General features: G+C 50.2%; 14 protein-coding genes. All 14 read left to right on the forward strand.

Annotated elements, in window-relative coordinates; translation table 11 throughout:
* Window positions 1-160: 160 nt before the first annotated feature.
* The 14 genes from IKG78_RS19080 (at window position 161) to rodA (ending at window position 18,448) form a co-directional block, all read left to right on the forward strand.
* The gene (locus IKG78_RS19080) at window positions 161-1,618 is read left to right on the forward strand and encodes an OmpA family protein (protein WP_290946818.1); all 1,458 of its coding nucleotides are present in this window, start codon (window positions 161-163) and stop codon (window positions 1,616-1,618) included.
* A gap of 11 nt (window positions 1,619-1,629) precedes the next feature.
* Entirely contained in the window at window positions 1,630-3,867 is a 2,238-nt protein-coding gene (locus IKG78_RS19085) for a tetratricopeptide repeat protein (protein ID WP_290946826.1), read from the forward strand.
* Between the two features lie 22 nt (window positions 3,868-3,889).
* A complete protein-coding gene (locus IKG78_RS19090) occupies window positions 3,890-7,771 on the forward strand; it encodes a hypothetical protein (RefSeq protein ID WP_290946833.1) in 3,882 nt (1,293 codons plus the stop codon).
* Between the two features lie 190 nt (window positions 7,772-7,961).
* Window positions 7,962-8,600 (forward strand): MotA/TolQ/ExbB proton channel family protein, encoded by a 639-nt coding sequence (locus IKG78_RS19095; RefSeq protein WP_290946839.1) that lies wholly within the window; start codon window positions 7,962-7,964, stop codon window positions 8,598-8,600.
* Between the two features lie 39 nt (window positions 8,601-8,639).
* The gene (locus tag IKG78_RS19100) at window positions 8,640-9,530 is read left to right on the forward strand and encodes a biopolymer transporter ExbD (protein ID WP_290946842.1); all 891 of its coding nucleotides are present in this window, start codon (window positions 8,640-8,642) and stop codon (window positions 9,528-9,530) included.
* Window positions 9,531-9,532: 2 nt separating this feature from the next.
* Entirely contained in the window at window positions 9,533-10,027 is a 495-nt protein-coding gene (locus tag IKG78_RS19105; protein ID WP_290946845.1) for a biopolymer transporter ExbD, read from the forward strand.
* Between the two features lie 2 nt (window positions 10,028-10,029).
* Window positions 10,030-10,956, forward strand: a complete 927-nt coding sequence (locus IKG78_RS19110) for an AgmX/PglI C-terminal domain-containing protein (RefSeq protein WP_290946851.1) — start codon at window positions 10,030-10,032, stop codon at window positions 10,954-10,956.
* Between the two features lie 167 nt (window positions 10,957-11,123).
* Window positions 11,124-12,431, forward strand: a complete 1,308-nt coding sequence (locus tag IKG78_RS19115; protein ID WP_290946858.1) for a hypothetical protein — start codon at window positions 11,124-11,126, stop codon at window positions 12,429-12,431.
* 153 nt (window positions 12,432-12,584) lie between these two features.
* On the forward strand, window positions 12,585-12,947 hold the full coding sequence (locus IKG78_RS19120; RefSeq protein WP_290946864.1) for a hypothetical protein: 363 nt from the start codon (window positions 12,585-12,587) through the stop codon (window positions 12,945-12,947).
* 65 nt (window positions 12,948-13,012) lie between these two features.
* Window positions 13,013-14,035, forward strand: coding sequence for a rod shape-determining protein (locus IKG78_RS19125; protein ID WP_290946867.1), 1,023 nt, complete (start codon window positions 13,013-13,015; stop codon window positions 14,033-14,035).
* 110 nt (window positions 14,036-14,145) lie between these two features.
* Entirely contained in the window at window positions 14,146-14,883 is a 738-nt protein-coding gene (gene mreC / locus IKG78_RS19130; protein ID WP_290946869.1) for a rod shape-determining protein MreC, read from the forward strand.
* On the forward strand, window positions 14,876-15,361 hold the full coding sequence (gene mreD / locus IKG78_RS19135) for a rod shape-determining protein MreD (RefSeq protein ID WP_290946871.1): 486 nt from the start codon (window positions 14,876-14,878) through the stop codon (window positions 15,359-15,361). Before mreC ends, mreD begins: the two co-directional genes overlap by 8 nt.
* Complete coding sequence (mrdA, locus tag IKG78_RS19140; protein ID WP_290946873.1) at window positions 15,354-17,204, forward strand: penicillin-binding protein 2; 1,851 nt, start codon at window positions 15,354-15,356, stop codon at window positions 17,202-17,204. The genes mreD and mrdA overlap by 8 nt, the downstream gene beginning before the upstream one ends.
* A complete protein-coding gene (gene rodA / locus IKG78_RS19145; RefSeq protein WP_290946875.1) occupies window positions 17,201-18,448 on the forward strand; it encodes a rod shape-determining protein RodA in 1,248 nt (415 codons plus the stop codon). The genes mrdA and rodA overlap by 4 nt, the downstream gene beginning before the upstream one ends.
* Window positions 18,449-18,645 lie beyond the last annotated feature (197 nt).

An 18,645-nucleotide genomic window follows, 5' to 3' on the forward strand; every position in this document is an offset into this window, starting at 1 on the left:
ATTTTTGAAGGTATATTCCCACATGGGTTTTGTGTTTGCCAAACTGGCAAGCGTATGTTTAACGAATTTAAGTGTTCTATGATTGGAGAAACGTAGCAGTATGACCCTAAAGAAACTGGTCTTAATTACGGCCGGGGCGATGCTTCTTTCTGGAACCGCCATGGCAAAGAATATCAACGTGCCTGGCGATTTCGCAAAGATTGCTGATGCTCTCGGAAATGCGGATGCCGGGGATACCATCCTTGTCAAACGCGGTGTTTATAACGAAAACATCACCCTTATCATGGGTGTTGTTCTTAAGGGCGAGGACCCTTTGACGACCATCATTGATGGTGGCCGCCGAGGTCCGACCGTCATGGGTACTTCGGGCGCCGAAATGTCGCACTTCACAGTGAGGAACGGTCTCGAAGGTATTCTTTGCGAAAACGCAGCTCCCTACATTCATCATTGCTATGTGATCGATAACCATGCCACGGGTATCGGTGCTTTTATTTCTCTGCCTTGGCTCCGCAACAACGTGGTCTATGGCAACCGCTGGTCCGGCATTCTCGCCTGGGGTGCTAAGTCTCTCGATGCCTACGTCGAACAGAACGTTGTGCTCCGCAACGGCTACTCTGGCCTTGCTTTGAAGGGACCGACCAACATTATCGCTCGTAACAACATCTTCATGGAAAACCACTATTACGGTGTGTTTGCTGATCCGGCTGCCGGTCAGACGAAGGTGGAATACAACAACATCTACAAGAACTACTACCCGTTCAACCAGTTCATCAAGGTGAACCGCACGAACGTGTCTCTGGATCCGAAGTTCATCAGCCCGTCTCTCGGCAAGCCGAACTTCTTCTGCCAGTCCACTTCCCCGATGCTCAAGCGCGGTAAGGGCAAGCTGGATATCGGCCTTACGGCAACTGATGTCGTCAAGGAAGAAGAAGCTGTCGAAGAAACCCGCAATCCGGATACCGATGGCGACGGCCTTTGCGATCCGTGGGTTTCCGAAGAAGGCCTTGCAGAAAAGTACGCTGCAATGTGCTCCGGCTTTGACAACTGCCCGGAAGAACCGGAAGACTTCGATGGCTTCCAGGATGACGACGGTTGCCCGGATCCGGATAACGACCGTGACGGTCTCTGCGACCCGTGGGTAGAAGCAAAGGGTATGCTTGCTCAGAACGCTCACATCTGCAAGGGCGTTGACCTTTGCCCGGACCAGTCCGAATCTCTCAACAACTACAAGGACGACGATGGATGCCCGGACGAAGTTCCGCAGCCGCCTAAGAAGGTCTTTGTGCTTGATGGCGTGAACTTTGAATCTGGAAAGTCTACCATTACTCAAGACTCCTACATCTCCTTGATGAAGGTTGTCGATATCATGGAAACCTTCCCGGAATCTACATTTGAAATTGTGGGTCATACCGATAACATCGGTAACAAGGACAAGAACCTGACTCTCTCCGCAGACCGTGCTTTGGCTGTGAAGAACTTCCTTGTTGAAAAAGGCATTAACGAAAGCCGTATGACTACGAAGGGCCTCGGCGATACTAAGCCTGTGGCTTCCAACAAAACACCTGAAGGACGTGCGCAGAACCGTCGTATTGAGTTCATCCGCACGGATATTAAGTAAAGGAGTAGGTGATGATGCATACTAGTTTCATCAAGACGTCCGTTCTTGGACTTGCCGTAGCTAGCACTTCTTTGTTTGCTGAGGCAACCTACACGCCGAATAAGTACCAGCAGAACGATTGGTTTGCAGAATATGGTGGAAACACTGCCATGTACGTGAACCCGGCAGGTATTTCTGAAACGGATCAGTTAGAATTGAGCTTGGGCTTCTTTAGCACGATTAGTGGCGAAGCTAGCCAGGAATACGTCAGCTTGACTTACCCGATTGATTACAAGCATACGTGGGGTATTTCCCTTTTTGAAAACGGTGCTTCTATCGAAGGTGGCCAGTCCTATAGCGAAATTGCCGCATTGATCGGCTACTCCTATAGAGTTATGCAGTTGCTCGCTGTCGGTATCGACCTTTCCATCTTGTACATCAACCAGTTTGATGAAATCAAGCAGCTTACTGTCGGTGCTGACGTGGGCTTGAGCTGGAACCCGCTCGCTTCTTCGAAGTTCGGTTACTTGCTCATTGGCGTTGCCGTGCAGAACTTGCTCGCTCCGGCTGTGAGCGAAGCTCAAGCTGAAGATGGTCTCAAGTTCGTGTTTATGGGTGCAAAAGACGCCTATAAGATTCCGACGAACCTCAACTTCTCCCTCTTCTGGCGCGGTTTCAACCGTCTCCTCGAATTGAAGGCTGAACTTTCCTTGATCGATATCATTCACGATTCCAAGGAAGGTGGCAAGGGTGCTAACCTCGAAATGAGCTTCACCTTGACCTACTACCTCTCTTCTCATCTTGGCGTTCGCGCTCGTTTCACGAAGGAAGGCTACCCGGTTATCGGTGCTACGGTTAACGTCAAGGATGTCAGCATCTTCCGTTACCTCGCTCTTGACCTCGAAATGTCTCACGACGATCTTTGGGCCAAGAAGAACCGTGGCTTCGTTTGGGCTGTCAAGCTTACAAGCCGCTTCGGTGACACTCGTGAAGAGAAAATCGGTGAAGAACGTTATCGCCGTTTGAAGATCGAACCTGAAAACGACTACCGTGCTGCAATGCGCCTCTACTTGAACCGTCAGTTCCTCGAAGCCGCTTATGCCTTCGGTAAGGTTCAGACCAAGTATCCGGCATTCCACTTGGTGGACCAGGCTGCGTTCTACAAGGCTAAGTCTTTCGAAAACCTCCGTATGCACAAGGCTGCTAAGTCCGTTTACGAAGACGCCATCAAGCGTTATCCGCAGAGCGACCAACGTGCCAAGTATCACTTCCAGTTGATGAACATCGACTATAAGGAAGGCAAATATACGGAAGCCATGAACAAGTACCAGAATATTGCTCAGAAGTTCGGCGAAAGCGACGTGAAGGCTGACGCAGACTACGTTGCCGGCCAGATCAAGTTCGAACAGGGCCTCTATCAGGAAGCTGTTGACCTGCTCGCCGCCATTCTTCCGGGTAACGCCAACTACTTCTACGCTCGCTATACCATGGGTATTGCCAATAGCCGTTTGCAGAAATGGGAAGAATCTGAAAACTGCTTCCGCGATATTACGGAACAGCCGGTTTCCAACCAGTCTGAACGCGACTTGCAGGATGCTGCCAAGGTGAAGCTCGGCCACCTCTTCTTCTCTGGTGAAAAGCCGGACATTGCTCAGGCTGCCCAGATGTATGGTCAGGTCCAGAAGGGTTCTCCGGTGTTTGACGAAGCTATGCTCGGTATCGCATGGTCCTTCCTCAAGGTTCACAAACCGGATGATGCTATCAAGCCGGCTCAGTGGATCATTAGCAACCTCCCGGAATCCTTCCTCGTCTCGGAAGCTTATCTCGTGGTTGGTTACTGCCACTTCATGAAGAAGGAATATCAGAAGTCTGCCGAAGCTTTGACCAAAGCTGTGGATCTTTCGGATAAGCCTGTTGTGTCTGGTGCTGCTCGCGATAGTGCTCGTCAGGCATTCGAATCAATGCAGGGTCAGTTCGACTCCGTCCAGGTCCTTGCCTTGGATCTTGCTCGCCAGCTGCCGACTCCGCGTGTGGAAAGCAAGCGTGAAGCTTTGCGTCCGACATTTGACAAGGCTAATCAGGCTATTGAGGACTATGCATCGTTCATGCAAAGGTCCATTCAGAGTGACCGCTTTGAATCCAACCGTCAGCGTATTAGAGATGATGCCGGCTTTACTTTGGCTACTGTTAAGACCTTGCTTACAGGTGTTCCCACTGGTCCTGGCTCTACGGGTGAGTCGTCTGGTGGTGGATTGGATGATCTGGAATAAAATAATAGGTGGATAGACAACGATGAAAAATTTATTGCTCGTCTCGGCGATTGTTTGTTCCATGGTGGGAACATCATTTGCCGCATCGGATCCGTGTAAAGAAAAAACGGAAGAAGCTAAAAAACTGTTTGCCAAGTGCAAGTCCATAGGAAAGGGCAATTCTGGTTATGAACAGTGCGCTAGTTCCTATAAGGTTCTGAAAAGCCAGACTGAACAAGCTTGCCGTTCTGGCAACTTGGACGAAGCAGGCATGCGAGATGCCATTGCTGAATGGGAACGTCAAGTCGATCGTTGCAAGGGTAAGGTGAGCAATCGTTGCGCATCCGCCTTGCAGCAACTCGGTCATTACCAGTTCCAACTCGAAGAAAAGCAGTTCCTCGATAAGAACGCTCAATACGAAGAAGATGTCGCTTGGTGCGCTGACCGCGATAACAAACCGGCAAAGTGCGCCAACATTGGCCAGTTCCCGAAGCCAGACCATCAGAAGTCCTTGGGTTACTTCCTCGAATACATTGACAAGTATCCGAAGGAATCTAAGGCTCCGACCGTGATTTATCAGGCTGCTGCTGTGCAGGAAGCTAGCGGCGAAGATGACAAGGCATACAAGCTTCGTATGCAGCTCGTCAAGGACTTCCCGGATCACGGTCTTGTGCCGAAGGCATGGCTCCGTATTGCTGAATACCACTTCATGAACCGCAAGTTCAAGGACGCTATATCTGCCTATAAGCAGGTGACCGGTTTCGACAACTTGACGGGTAAGGAAGCGGCTCTTGCCATGTACCACTTGGCTGAATCTTACTATAATACTGCAGAATACGAAATCGCTGCTAAGCAGTACTTCGATTACATCGTTGGTGCTGACAAGGGTAAGTATCCTGCTGACTTGCGCGCTGAAGCTATGGACTTCATGGCTGCATCTTTCTCTGACTTGGAAGGTGGTGGTGTCCAGGAAGCTGAAGCTTTCTTGAGAGACAAGAAGGTTGCGTTCAAGGATTCTGTCTATTACCGTATCGGTATGAAGAACAAGGACCATGACCGTAACGAAGAAGCTGTCCAGTCCTTCAAGCGTTTGATGAACATCAACCCGGACTATATCGACGCTCCGCTCGCCGATATCGCCATGATCGAAATCTTGATCGTTCAGCAGAAGTTTGAAGATGCTCAGGCTCACCGTTACGAAGTGGTGAAGCGTTACGACCGCAACTCTTCTTGGTACAAGAAAAACCAGATGTACCCGGAATCCGTGAAGAACGCTGAAGCTGCTATCCGCGGCGCTATGCTCGATATTCCGCAGTATCACCATGCTCAGGCTGCCAAGCTCACCAAGGAAGGTGATATCGAAGGTGGCAAGAGACAGTATGCCAAGGCTATTGAAGCTTACGAAGCATTCTTGAAGCGTTATGCCAAGGAACCGACCTGGGACGAATACAAGGTTCACATCAACCTCGCTCTCGTCTATCAGGAAATGGGCCAGCATGCTAACGCTGCCAAGATGTTCAACTGGATCGTCGAAACCGATACGACTCGCTATGGCCGTCGCGAATTGGGTTCCGGCACTCTCCTCACGAAGGATGAAGCTGGTTACAACGCCGTTCTCATGATGGACCAGGCTCGTGAAAATGCTCGCAAGTCCAAGGCTAACGATGATGCTGTCCAGGCATACAACTTGCCCGAAACCAAGGCTTACTTCGAACAGGTCGATAAGTACATGGCCAAGTTCGGCAAGAACAAGGAAGCTGCAGAACTTGCATACAACGCTGCAATCGTCCATTACGATGCAAAGCAGTTCAGTGTTGCTGTGAACGTCCTCCGCAAGCTCAAGAAGGACTTCCCGAAGCATCAGTACATCTTGCTCATCAGCCGTATGCTTGCCCAGTCTCTCTTGGAATCCAATCAGCTCGATGAATCCCTCACCGAATTCGAATGGCTCCTCAAGCAGTACAAGGCCAAGGAAACTCGCAATGACTCCATGGCTCGCGAAATCGAAAAGGCTATTGCTTACGTTCTCTTCCAGAAGGCCGAAACCTCTGTGAAGGAAGGCAAGCCGGAAGTCGGTGCCAAGGCTTACTTAGACCTCATCAAGCGTTACCCGACTATCGACATTGCTGACAAGGCCGTGTTCGAAGCCGCTGCCGCTTACGAAAGCGTGAACCAATTTACCAAGGCTGCTGAAACCTTCATGCTCCTCCCGAAGAACTACAAGTCTTCTCCGCTCACTGTCAAGGGTATCTTGCGTGCTGCTAGCAACTACAAGAAGGACAAGAAGCCGGTGGTTGCTGCCCAGACGTTCTTGTTCATCACGGACAACTTCCCGCAGGATTCCATGGCCTTCCCGGCAATTGGCTTTGCCGCACAGACCTACGATTCCATCCCGGACAAGAAGCAAGCCGCTTTGACCTTCGAACTTGCTTACAAGCGTTATCCGAAGAACGAAGAAACTCCGGCCTTCCTCTATAGCGCCTGCTTGAGCTACGACGAAGCCAAGATGACGAACGAAGCTATCCGCTGCTCCAAGGACCTCGTCCGCGACTATCCGAAGAGTTCTTACGCTGTTGACGCTGCCTTCTCTATCCCGATGGCATACGCTAACGCTAAGAAGTGGGACCTCGCCATCCAGGAATACAACAACTTCATCAGGATGTATCAGGAAGACAAGGAAAAGCTGATTGCCGCTTATATCGGTATCGCCCGTGCCTACCGCAATGTCAAGGATGTTGAAAACTCTGTTGACGCCTATAAGAAGACTCTCGAAGCTTACGACAAGTACGGCTTGCAGATCAAGAATGCAGACGCTGCTATCCCGGCTGAAGCTGCTTACTACATGGGCGAATACGAATACAACAAGATGACTCCGGTTGTCTTGAAGGGCAAGGAAAAGGAAAAGGCCAAGATTATCAAGAGCTTGGTGGAAACCCTCCAGAAGGCTATGGGTCACTACTCCAAGTCTGCTGCCTACGCATCTGAAAAGTGGACGTTCCGTGCCACGAACAAGATGGGTATGCTCTTCGTGACGATGGCTGCAAAGATTCGTGAACAGCAGCTCAACGGTAAGAAGGAAGAAGAAAAGTTCGCCGAACGTATCGGTATCGTGCAACAGCTCCCGTCTTACTACGAACAGGCTCGTCCGATCTTCCAGAAGAACATTGACCTCGCTCGTGACCAGGGCTTCTACAACAAGGACGTTATTGCCGCAGAAATGGGCTACATCGAAATGTACTACCAAGGCTGCGCTGTGTTCGTCGAAGTTGCCGATGCTTTCGCCAACTCCCCGATTCCTGATAGTGCTTTGATTGTACGCGAATACGTCGGTCAGGGCATGGTGAAGGATGACGCTATCATGGCTGCTCACGAAGACTTGGAAGCCTACCGTGAAGAACTCAACAACCGTTCCGATGCCGCCAAGCAGCTCGCTATCCCGCAGTGCGCTACGGGTATCAAGGCCTCTGCACACTATGGCATTGACAACGAATGGACGAAGAAGCTTTACGAAACGCTCAGAAAGCTCGATGAAGCCAACGAAGATCTGAACACCCAGATTGTGAAGTTCGATCCTTCTACGCTGTTTGCTGACCCGGCTTACTTCAAGTTGAAGGCTCGTATTGAACAGATTGAAAAGTCTGACGCTATGACCTTGGAAGAAAAGGTGGCTACATTCCGCAACATCGTCAAGGAAACAAAGGACGATCGTACAAAGCTTGAAGAAGAACTCGCCAAGCTCAAGCAGTGGATGGCCGATCCTAGCCAGATCCCGGCTTCTGAAAGAGGTGTCGAATCTACTTCTGAATCTTCTAGCGAAGAAGAAGTGGTTACTACGTCCTCTAAGAAGAAGGGCAAGAAGGGCAAGAAGGCTAAGGCTGAATCCAAGAAGTCCAAGAAAAAAGCCAAAAAAGGCAAGAAAAAATAGCGGTAAAAACTATTTTACGGGGAATCCTGGTTCATGGGATTCCCCTATTTTATTGGGCTTGAGGGCGATTGACATGCGGTAAAGAAAGTTTTACTACTAAAATTTCCCACAACGCTCAAAAAAAAAATAAATATGAACGAAGATTATCAAAAACAACAAAAAAACAATAACTCAATTAAAGGAGTCTCTAATGTCTAAATTGCTTCAATCCTTCAGCCCTGAATCTGATGGTTACCAGTTCATGTGGATCATCTTGGTCGTGTTCGTCATCGGCCTCGGCTTCTCCATCGAACGCTTCACTTACATCATGATTAAGAGCTCTAAGGGCCGTGCTAAGTTCATGGCTGATTTCGGTAAGCTCGTCATGCAAAACCAGCTCGAACAGGCTCTCCAGTTCGCCAAGAGCTCTAAGCTCCCGATTGCTAAGGTTATGGACGCTATTGTCGGTGCAAAGCTCAACTGCAAGGATGCTGACAAGGCTCGCGATATGATGACTGCTGCTTCTGACGCTGTGTTCCTCACTGAAGCTCCGCGCCTCACTCGTTACATCTCCATCATTTCCGTTATGGCTTCCATCTCCACGTTGCTCGGACTTATGGGTACGATTTACGGTCTGATCTACACCTTCGACGCTGTTGCTAACAAGCCGGCTTCTGAACGTGCTAAGGCTCTTGCTGACGGTATTGCTATCGCTATGGGTACTACGCTCCTCGGACTTCTCTCTGCAGTTCCTCTCCTCGTCATCGTCGGTCTTCTCAACATGAACTCCGAACGCCTCATCCAGGAAATGGAAGAAAAGGGCCTCAAGATTATCAACTCCCTCGCATAATCAATCAGAGAGTTTAATTTTAACTGGAGTTTATAAAACATGGCAAAACAAATCAAGAAACCAGGAAAGGTCGAAGAACCGGATTTGCTTCCGGCGATGGGCTTGTTCACCATCTTGATTCCTATGCTTCTGACCATGACTGCTTTCTCCAAGCTCGCTATTGTCGAAGTGAATCTGCCTGAACGTAGCCAGATGATCATGGACAATAATGAACCGCCTCCGCCGGATGAGCAGGCATTGAACTTGTCACTCGCCATCGCTAGCGATTACCTCGTTATCGGTGCACGCGGTGGTTTCCAGCCGAACGTCTATTTCAAGGAAATGTGGACGTTCCGCTGCAAGTCCGATGCTAAGCTTGTTACTTATTCGGCAGAAGACGTCAAGAAAGTTGTAGAAGGCGGACGTGGCCCGGCGTGCAAAGATGGTTCCGAGATGGATAAAGATAAGTATCTTTATGACATCGAAGCTATTGAACTGTGGGCTATCCAGAAGGAATCCGAAGAAGATGCGGGTCGTGTAATCTGGGCTGCTTACAAGAACGACGGTAGCGCTGAAGAAGCTCACGCTGACAGTGCTTATGTCGATGGTGCTAACAACTTCTTGTCTCTTCCGGGTGAAGGTGTTGGTGGACTCACTCCGCCGCCGGCTCTCAAGGCTCCGAATCCGGGCACGGCTGTTGCAACACTTCAGCCGAACTCTGCTCGTACTCTCAAGCCGGGTGACAAGAGCATGATTTATCCGCTTTCCGCATACGATCTCATCGCTAAGGACTTGATCGCTATCCATACTCAGTTCATCGACTTGGACGACGTTGATAACATCATCATCGTTGCAAACGACGACACTCAGTTCGACAAGATCATCCAGCTTATGGACCGTGCCAAGGAAGCTGGTTTCAGCAAGATCAACCTTGCTAAGTTGGGAGGTTAATCATGGCTAGAAAAGCTCGTAAATACAGCGAAGACGTACCTTTCTCCCTCACGTCCATGATGGACATGATGACCATCATCTTGGTGTTCATGATCAAGAACATGGACGCTGAAGGTCAGCTTTTGACCCAGGCAGAAAACTTGATTCTTCCGATCTCGACCTCCAAGGTCCAGCCGAAGGAAGTTTCTCTGACTGTCGTGGTCGATGCTAACTACGTTATCGTTGACAATGAACAGGTGGTGCCGACCGCCGACGTTCTCGCTCAAGAAGATCTCCTTGTCACCAAGGTTGACGAAGTCTTGAAGGACCGTCGTGCTATCGAACAGGAACACGCTCTCAAGATGGGCCTTCCTGCTGACGAAGCCGGTCACATCGTTGTGCAGATTGACAAGAACATCCCGTATGATGCGATGTACAAGGTGATGGCCACTTGCGGTTTCTCCGGATACACGAACGTCGCATTCGCCGTGATGCAGAAGAACGGCGGGGAGGAATAAGCATGGCTAAAAAGAATATAGATCCGTTTATTGCGTCGCTTATGCCGGAATCCGACAAGAAGATGGGCGCAATCGCCGGTGTCTCTCTTGTGGTTGCTTTGGCTATGTGTATTTGGGCTTCCATGTACGAACAGGTCGTCGCTGAAGTCGTGTTCGACAATGCAGACTCTGTTGACCTTACTACTTCCATGCAGATTGAGCAGAAGGAAGAAAAGAAGGAAGAAAAGAAGAAGCCTGAACCGAAGAAGCCTCGTAAGAAAGCTGGTGGCGGTGGCAAGCCGCGCGGTAAGGGTCAGCCGAACGCTCCGCAGACTCGCGGCGTGCTCAAGCTCCTTACCGCTCAGACCAAGAATGCCTCTGCTGCTGCTTACGACTTGATGAAGAACCAGAAGTTCACCAAGGACATCGATAAGGTGCTCAAGGACGTGGCTGGCCTCCAGACGACGGGTAAGACCGTTCTCGGCGGTCGTCGCGGCAAGGCTGATGGCGGCTTCAACGAAGGTTACGCAGAAGGTGGTTCCGGTGGTATCGGTGACGGCCTTGCAGGTCTCCTTGGCGGTGGTGGCGGTGGTATCGCTACTAAGGCTAAGGGTTCCATCAAGACTCCGTCTATGCGCGATATCGACATGGGTGCCGGTGGCGGTTCTCGCAGCGCAGCGGACATCATGAAGGTCGTTCGTCAGCGTACTCCGGGCCTTCGCCACATCTATAACAAGTGCCTGAAGAAGAAACCGGGATTCCAGGGTAAGGTTACCTTGAGATTCACGATCGCTCCGGGTGGCGAAATCATCAGCATTTCCACTGTTTCTTCTACGACTGGTTACGGCGAATTTGACAACGAAATCAAGAATGCCGTCAGCCGCTGGACGTTCAGCAAGGTGAAATCCGGTAACACGACGGTTACGATTCCGTTCACGTTCTCCGAATAATCCTTAGGAAAACTTGAAAAAAGGCCAGACTTTTGTCTGGTCTTTTTTGTCTCTATTTTTCATTGAATGAAAAAAAGCAAAAAAATGATGCGTTTCATTAAATTTTTGTTGCGTTTTTTATTTTATAAAACTAACTTTATAGATGAATTTTCAATAGGAGTTATTCCATGAACTTAAAAACCGTAGCTGCAGTTGGCACCGCTTTCGGAATCTTGGGTGTCGGGTCTGCATTTGCAACATTTGCCCGTATTGAATCTATGGGTAAAAATACGACTTACATCATGGACGATGTGAGCATCTTTGACAACCCGGCAAACATCAACCTCTACTCCAATTACTTGATTGGTGAATTCGGTCCTTATACCAATAACGATATGAAGGCGGGCGGAAACGTCGATCCGCAGCACCCGAATTTCGGTGGTATCTTCGCCATTTCCCTTGGCGACGCTAACAATCCTGATCCGCGAATCTCCATCGGTGGTCTCTTTGGCCGCATCAATACGGACCTTGTGCAGTACTTGCCGGACGCTGTAACTGGCGACAATGGCACTACGACTAAGGTTCCCGAAACGGTGACGAACTTCGATGGCTTCTTGGGCGGTACGCTTTCGAATGGCAACGCTTGGGGCTTGCATATTTATATTGCACAGCAGGACGGCGGCGACAAGGATGAAGATGGCAACTACCAGGTCAAGAAGGACGCTTACGCTTCTATCGTGGAAGCTGGCGGCGGTATGAATTTCCAGTTTACTAACTCCTTCGATTTGGAAGCTTCTCTTTCATTGGCCCGTATCCAGTACGGTCCGGAACACCACAACTTCTTTGACGATGGCAACTTCTCTTGGCTCATCAAGTCCCGTGCGTTCTTTACCTTGGACGCTATCAACGGCGAACTTGTCCCGGCATTGAACCTCAAGTTCATCGATGCTCCGGGTCTGGATGAAAAGCATGCCCAGGTGGGTGTCGGCGTGAACGTCGCTCTCGATCGTGGCTTCTTCTGGATGGGCTTGGACTTCATTTGGAACAAGAGAAAAGCTCACGACTGGCTCTATGACACAGAATCCAAGACTTGGACTTACGATTCACGTAACGATGACAACAAGCATTGGGACGAACGTTCCGATATTGGCGGCATGATCAGCTTCGGTATTGAACGTAACATCTGGTGGGACTGGTTCGTGATTCGCGTGGGCGGCCAAAAGTCTATCCTTTATACAGAATGCAATGTCAACAGCAAGAACGAAGACAAGTATAAAGACGGTAAGTTCGGCATCTGCAAGGAAGACGGCAACTTCTTTACGACGAACCCGCTTGCTGACGGTACTTCCAAGGACCACATTGGCTTCGGTTTCGGTATCAACATCGAAGAAAAGCTGAAGATTGACGTGACTGTTGCTGAAGACCTCCTCTTCCGTAACCCGTTCCAGGGCGAAGGCCGCATCTTCTCCAGAATCTCTGCGACGTACTCGTTCTAAAATAGAGTGGTTAGTAAACAGTGGTTAGTAAGCAGGAATGTAACAGGAACGTTCTTATTGCAATCCTAACCACTAATCACTAACCACTAATCACTGGCAACAATTTTCGAAGCGCATTCCACTTGAGTGCGTTTCTTTTTTTATTTTATAGTCATGAAAAAGATTTTATTCCTCTTAGTTCTTGCGTTGCTTTCGTCTTGTTCTGAACCGACGGAGCGTATTGAAAAGAAACTCCTTCCGTACTTGCAGGAAGACTTGAAGTTCATGGTCGCGGAAGCCTTGAATGCCAATACGAAAAAGGAAGATTTGCTCGACGAACCTTATTACAAAATTCGGGATTTTAGGTTGTTCGAAGGTGCCGAGGCGGAAATCTATGCGGCGTACGCCGAGGTGGATTTTTACCTCTACAGGAACATGGCTCTTTACGCAAAACGCAAGTATCGCTACGAAGTCCATGGCAGACACTGGGATCGTTATTACAAAGTTCTTAAATTTGGCAGAGATAAAGATCCTTAGGGAATAAATCCATCTAATTTAGTTATATTTCGTATGGGATTTTCTATTCTATAGAGGGTTAAATTTTGTTCGGACTTTTCTCTTGTGATATCGGTATCGACCTGGGTACTGCAAATACGCTTGTCCATGTAGCTGGACAGGGCATTGTCATTAACGAACCGACCGTGATTGCTGTTGACCGTAAGAGCAACCGCGTGACTGCCATTGGCGGCGAAGCGAAAAAGATGCTTGGCCGTACGTCTGGCGAGAGCCGTGCAATACGCCCTATGCGTGACGGCGTGATTGCCGATTTCGAACTTGTAGAAACGCTTTTGCAGACCTTCATCAAGCGCGTGCAACGCTATCCGCTGTGGGTGGTAAAACCGCGTGTGGTGGTTGGCGTGCCGAACGGGATTACGGAAGTGGAAACGCGTGCCGTGATTGATGCCGCGAAAATGGCTGGTGCAAAGGAAGTTCACTTGGTGCACGAACCGATGGCTGCCGCTATCGGCATGGGCATTCCGGTTGAAGACCCTGTCGGCAACATGATTGTCGATATTGGCGGCGGTACGTCCGATATTGCCGTGATTGCCTTGAACAAGTCCGACTGTAACGGTTCTGTGCGCGTGGGCGGTGACGAAATGGACGAAGCCATTGTGCGCTACTTGCGCACGATGTACAACCTCTGCATTGGCGAAAGCACTGCCGAACAGATCAAGATACAGATTGGTTCTGCAAGTCCGCTCGAAGAAGAATTGTCGATGGATGTCAAGGGCCTTGACTTTGTCGCTGGCATGCCGCGTACGATTTCGATTGGAAGTGCCGAAATCCGCGAAGCCATCAATGAGCCGGTGACGTCGATTATCGAAGCGGTGAAGCAGGCTTTGAGCATGACGCTCCCGGAACTTTCTGCCGATATTTACGACAAGGGCATTATCCTCACGGGCGGTGGCTCGCAGTTGCGCGGCCTTGACGAACGCATCCGCAAGGAAACAGGCCTTTCTGTGAACGTGATTGACGACCCGATGACTTGTGTTTGCAAGGGTGCAGCCCGTATTCTTGAAGACTTGGACAAGTACCGTCCTGTTTTGGTCGCTTCTTCGACGTAATTTTTTGAAATTGCACTTCGATGCTTAGAGCTTTTCGCTTTATTGTCGATTTGTTTACCCAAAGGCATGGCATTGTCGCTTTTGCCTTTTTTCTCGTTTTAGGGATTCTGATGCATTCGGCATCGACGAAGGTGCGCGAGAGCATTGTCGAAAGTGCACTTTCGACGGTGTTCTATCCGGTGCAGCTGTTGGCGTCGTCGGTCAACAACTTCAAGTCGTTGCAGGCCGAAAACGAGCATCTGAAAGAAGAAAATGCAAGGCTTAGGCAAGAGACGTACCATGCGAGCGAAGGTTTGCAGGAACTCGCCAGGCTCCATACGCTGGTGCGTTTTGACGACAAGTGGGATTTTCCGATTGTGACATCTCGCGTGGTAGGGCATAATCCGGGGCGCTTTTTGACGACGCTCGTGATTAACCGCGGAATGCGTCATGGGGTCAAGGACAACATGCCGGTATTTTCGATGAAGGGACTTGTCGGGAAGATTTCTAAAGCGATGCTTACGCATTCCCGCGTGCAGTTGTTGGTCGATCCGAACTTGAAACTTTCCGTGCTGGAGCGCAGGACCCGAGTGGTGGGCTTTCTAGAATCCATGGACGGGCGATTGCTCACGGCGATGATTCCCTCGCATGCGGGCGTTGCCGAGGGCGATACGCTGATTACGTCCGGGCTTGGCGGCATTTTCCCGAAGGGGATCCCGGTGGGGACGGTGCGGGCGGTCCGCAAGGCGGATTTGGACGTGATGAGCTTGATGGACGTGGAGCCGTTCCAGGAATTTTCGACGCTGGAAGAAGTGTTTGTGATGCAAAAGGAGCCGGATTGGATTATCCAGGAGTTGCTTGATGAGTAATCGAGGATGGCTGTGGACGCTTCTTTTGTTTGTATTGGCTTTTGCGGTACAGACGACTGTTGCCGAATGGTTGCAGATTTTGGGCGTAGGGCCTGATTTTGTTGTCATCTTCATAGTGTCCGTGGCAATCCGTTATGGTGCCGCCGCGGGGTGTTTGTGGGGATTCTTGGCGGGCTTTACGCAAGATGTTTATGCCCCGGTGGAGTGGCTTGGGGCAAATTCGATTGCGATGACGATTGTGGGCTTTGCCGTGGGGCAGCTCGAAGAGCGTTTCCTTACGTTGAATTTACCTGCAAAGGTTGGTGTTCTTGGCCTTGCGTTCTTTGTAAACGACATGTTCTATTTCCTCATTACTGGGCTTGAAAAAGATGTGGTGACGACGCTCTTTGTTGCAAAAACTGTGCCGGAGAGTGTTTACACCATGATTCTTGGTGGAATTTTGTTCTACCTCTCTTCGGGGAAAAAGTCGAATGTATAACGATACTTCGGAAAACGAGGCGAGAGTCCGCAGGAATTGGAACGTCTTGATTTTCTTGGCGGGTGTGGTTGTCGTTTTTTCGGTAATCCTGTTCAAGCTTTTTTCGTTGCAGTACATCCACTACGAAGAAAATTTCCAGCGTTCCGAAAACAACCGCTTGCGACGCATCGAGTTGATTGCGAACCGCGGCTACATTTACGACAGGAACGGGAATGTGCTGGTGCGTAACAGACCCTCGTACCAGATTGCTTTGCAGGCGATGGAAATGCCTAAAAAAAAGGCAGATAGGGATTCTGTATTTAAGCGTCTTTTGAACATTCGCGATTCGTCGGGAACGCGCCTTTTTGATTCGCTTTCGCTCGATACGGCGTTCCAAAGAATCCGCTGGGTGCGTACGCGCCCGGTCCGCATTCTGGAAGATGCGACGATGGAGCAGGTGGCGGTGATTGAAGAACATTCGACGGAGCTGCCCGGTGTTTCCGTGATTATCGAGTCTCGCCGAGAATACCCTTACGGGATGCTTGCTTCGCACGTGCTGGGTTACACGAGCGAGATTTCGGAAGAACAGCTGAAGTTGCCTGAGTACGAATCGTATTCACAGGGCGACCGCGTGGGGCAAAAAGGGCTGGAGCAGGAATATGACAAGGAATTTCGCGGCGTGAACGGAATGAAGCTTGTCGAGGTGAACGCTTCTGGACGTGAAGTGCGCGCTCTTTCGGATGTGGGGGCGTTGATTGAACCTGTTCCCGGCTTGCACATGGTTTCGACGATTGATTTGAAGTTGCAGAAGGTGGCGGAAGCGGCGATTCCTGACACGGTGAAGGGAGCGCTTGTCGCGATTGACCCCCGCAATGGTGAAATTTTGGCGATGGTTTCTTCGCCGAGGCTTGACCCGAACATTTTTTCGCTGAAACGTCGTGAACGCAACAAGGGGTGGGCTCATGTAGCTCTGGATTCTATGCGTCCGCTCACGAACCGTGCTATTTCGGGCGTTTATCCTCCGGCGTCTATTTTTAAACTTGTGACGGCTGGTGCCGGGCTTGAAAGCGGAATCATTTCGGAGACGAAATATTACCCCAAGCCTTGCACGGGCGGCTACCAGTACGGTGCCCGGTACCAAAAATGCTGGGGCGTGCATGGGAACTTGAATGTGGTGCATGCGCTGCGTCTTTCGTGCGACGTGTATTTTTACCAGGCAGGGCTTGAAATCGACATGGCGCGTATCAATGAATTTGGACGCCGCTTTGGCTATGGCGAAAAATTGCTGGGCGTGGATATTCCGGGAGAGCGTGCGGGATGGCTCCCCGATTCGGTGTCGTTCAACCAGCGAAACAAGCGCTTGGGCTGGCGATGGGCGAGGGGGCTTATTCTGAACCTCTCGATAGGGCAAGGGCAAATGGTCACTCCGTTGCAGCAGGCTGTTTTTGTCGGGTCGCTGGCGACGAACAAGGGCGTGTATCGACCGCATTTTATGAAGGAGTTGCGTGATGATCAGGGAAAAGTGGTACGCCGCTTTGAACCGGAGATTATCCGTCCGGGAACGATGAAACCCGAAACGCACCGTGTGCTGATGGCGGCGATGGACTCTGTAGTGAACCATCCGGGCGGAACCGGAAAGAAAGGGGCGGTTCCTGGAATCCGCGTGGGGGCAAAGACTGGTTCTGGCGAATGGAAGAAAGGCCAAAAGACGCATGCCTGGTATGCGGCGGTCGCTCCTCTTGAAGACCCGCAAATTGCCGTCGCCGTGATTATGGAAGCTGCCGGTGGCGGTGGCGCGGTGGCGGCTCCGATTGCTCGCAAGGTGCTGATGGCATACTTCGGGAAGGAGGAAGAGGAAAAATGAGTTCCGGTCGATACCTGGACAAGTCGTTAAAGTTCGACTGGTTCTTTATTGGTTTGACGCTTACGTTGATGACCTGCGGCGTGTTCTTAGTTTATTCGGCGACTATGAACGAGGAAATTGTCTTTTACGATACCCATTGGTTTAGACAAATTATTTACTTCGTGACGGGCATTGCCATTGCGGTTGGGCTTATCTTTGTGAAGATTGATTGGCTCAAGCGGGCGGCGGTTCCTTCGTATGTGATTGCCCTTGTGTTGCTTGTATTCGTGCTTTTTTTTGCGGGTGACGTGAAAGGTGCCGGGCGTTGGATTGACTTGAAGGTCATTAAACTCCAGCCTTCGGAATTTGCAAAGATTGCGTACTTGATTACGATTTCGTATTGGCTTTCGAAACATCCTGTGAGTTTGTATAACTTAAAAACATTTGCTGTGCCGCTTGGGCTTTTTATCGTGCCGTTCGCGTTGGTGCTGAAACAGCCGGATTTGAGCACGGCACTTGTGTTTACTGCGGTGACGCTTGTAGGATTCTTTTTTGCCGGGCTTACGTTTACGGACATGTTCTTGATTTTGAGTCCAGTGCTTTCGGTGCTGTTCTCGCATTCGCAGTCGATGGTGCTGCAAGTTTTGTGGGGCGTGCTGATTTGCCTTGTCGTGTTCTCCGTGTTGCGCAGGCACTTGTCCAAAAAACTTTCGGGATTGATTATCGCGACGAACATTTTGGCGGGGTACGCAAGTTCAATGGTGTGGAATATGCTGGCGCCTCACCAGCAGAAACGCGTGAATACGTTCTTGGATCCGATGAGCGACCCGTTGGGCGATGGTTACCAAGTGTTGCAATCACTGACGGCAATCGGAAGCGGTGGCATTCAGGGCAAGGGCTTTGGGAACGGTTCGCAGACGAATCTTTCGTTTTTGCCCGAAGAGCATACGGACTTTATTTTTAGCGTGCTCGGGGAGCAGTTCGGCTTTGTCGGGTGCGCTACGATTCTTGTGCTGTTTGCTCTGTTCCTGTGGCGAGCGTCGTCGATTTGCAAGACGAATGACGACCCGTTCGTGACGCTTGTGACGATGGGGGCCGCGACAATCTTTTTGTTCCACATTACGGTGAATATTGCGATGACGATTGGGCTTATGCCGGTGACGGGGCTTCCACTGCCGTTCATTTCGTATGGCGGCTCGTTTGCGCTTGTGTGCATGTTCCTGGTTGGACTTTTAATGTGCATGAGATATCAGGGGAATAAGTGAGAATTAGACGAGAGAACGCCGCTTCTCCACAAAGTGGATAACAGCAACTAAGGCAACAAGTTGCCAAGTTTTGTATAGCGGCTACAGACGACAAATGCGTAAGGCGAGAGTCGCGACCATGGTTGACGCTTTGCGTCCGCAACTTCAGCTCAGCCATAAAAAATGCAAGCATTTTTTGCGGCGTTCGCTTTGTATGC

Source organism: Fibrobacter sp. (genome assembly GCF_017545445.1).
Classification (GTDB): domain Bacteria; phylum Fibrobacterota; class Fibrobacteria; order Fibrobacterales; family Fibrobacteraceae; genus Fibrobacter.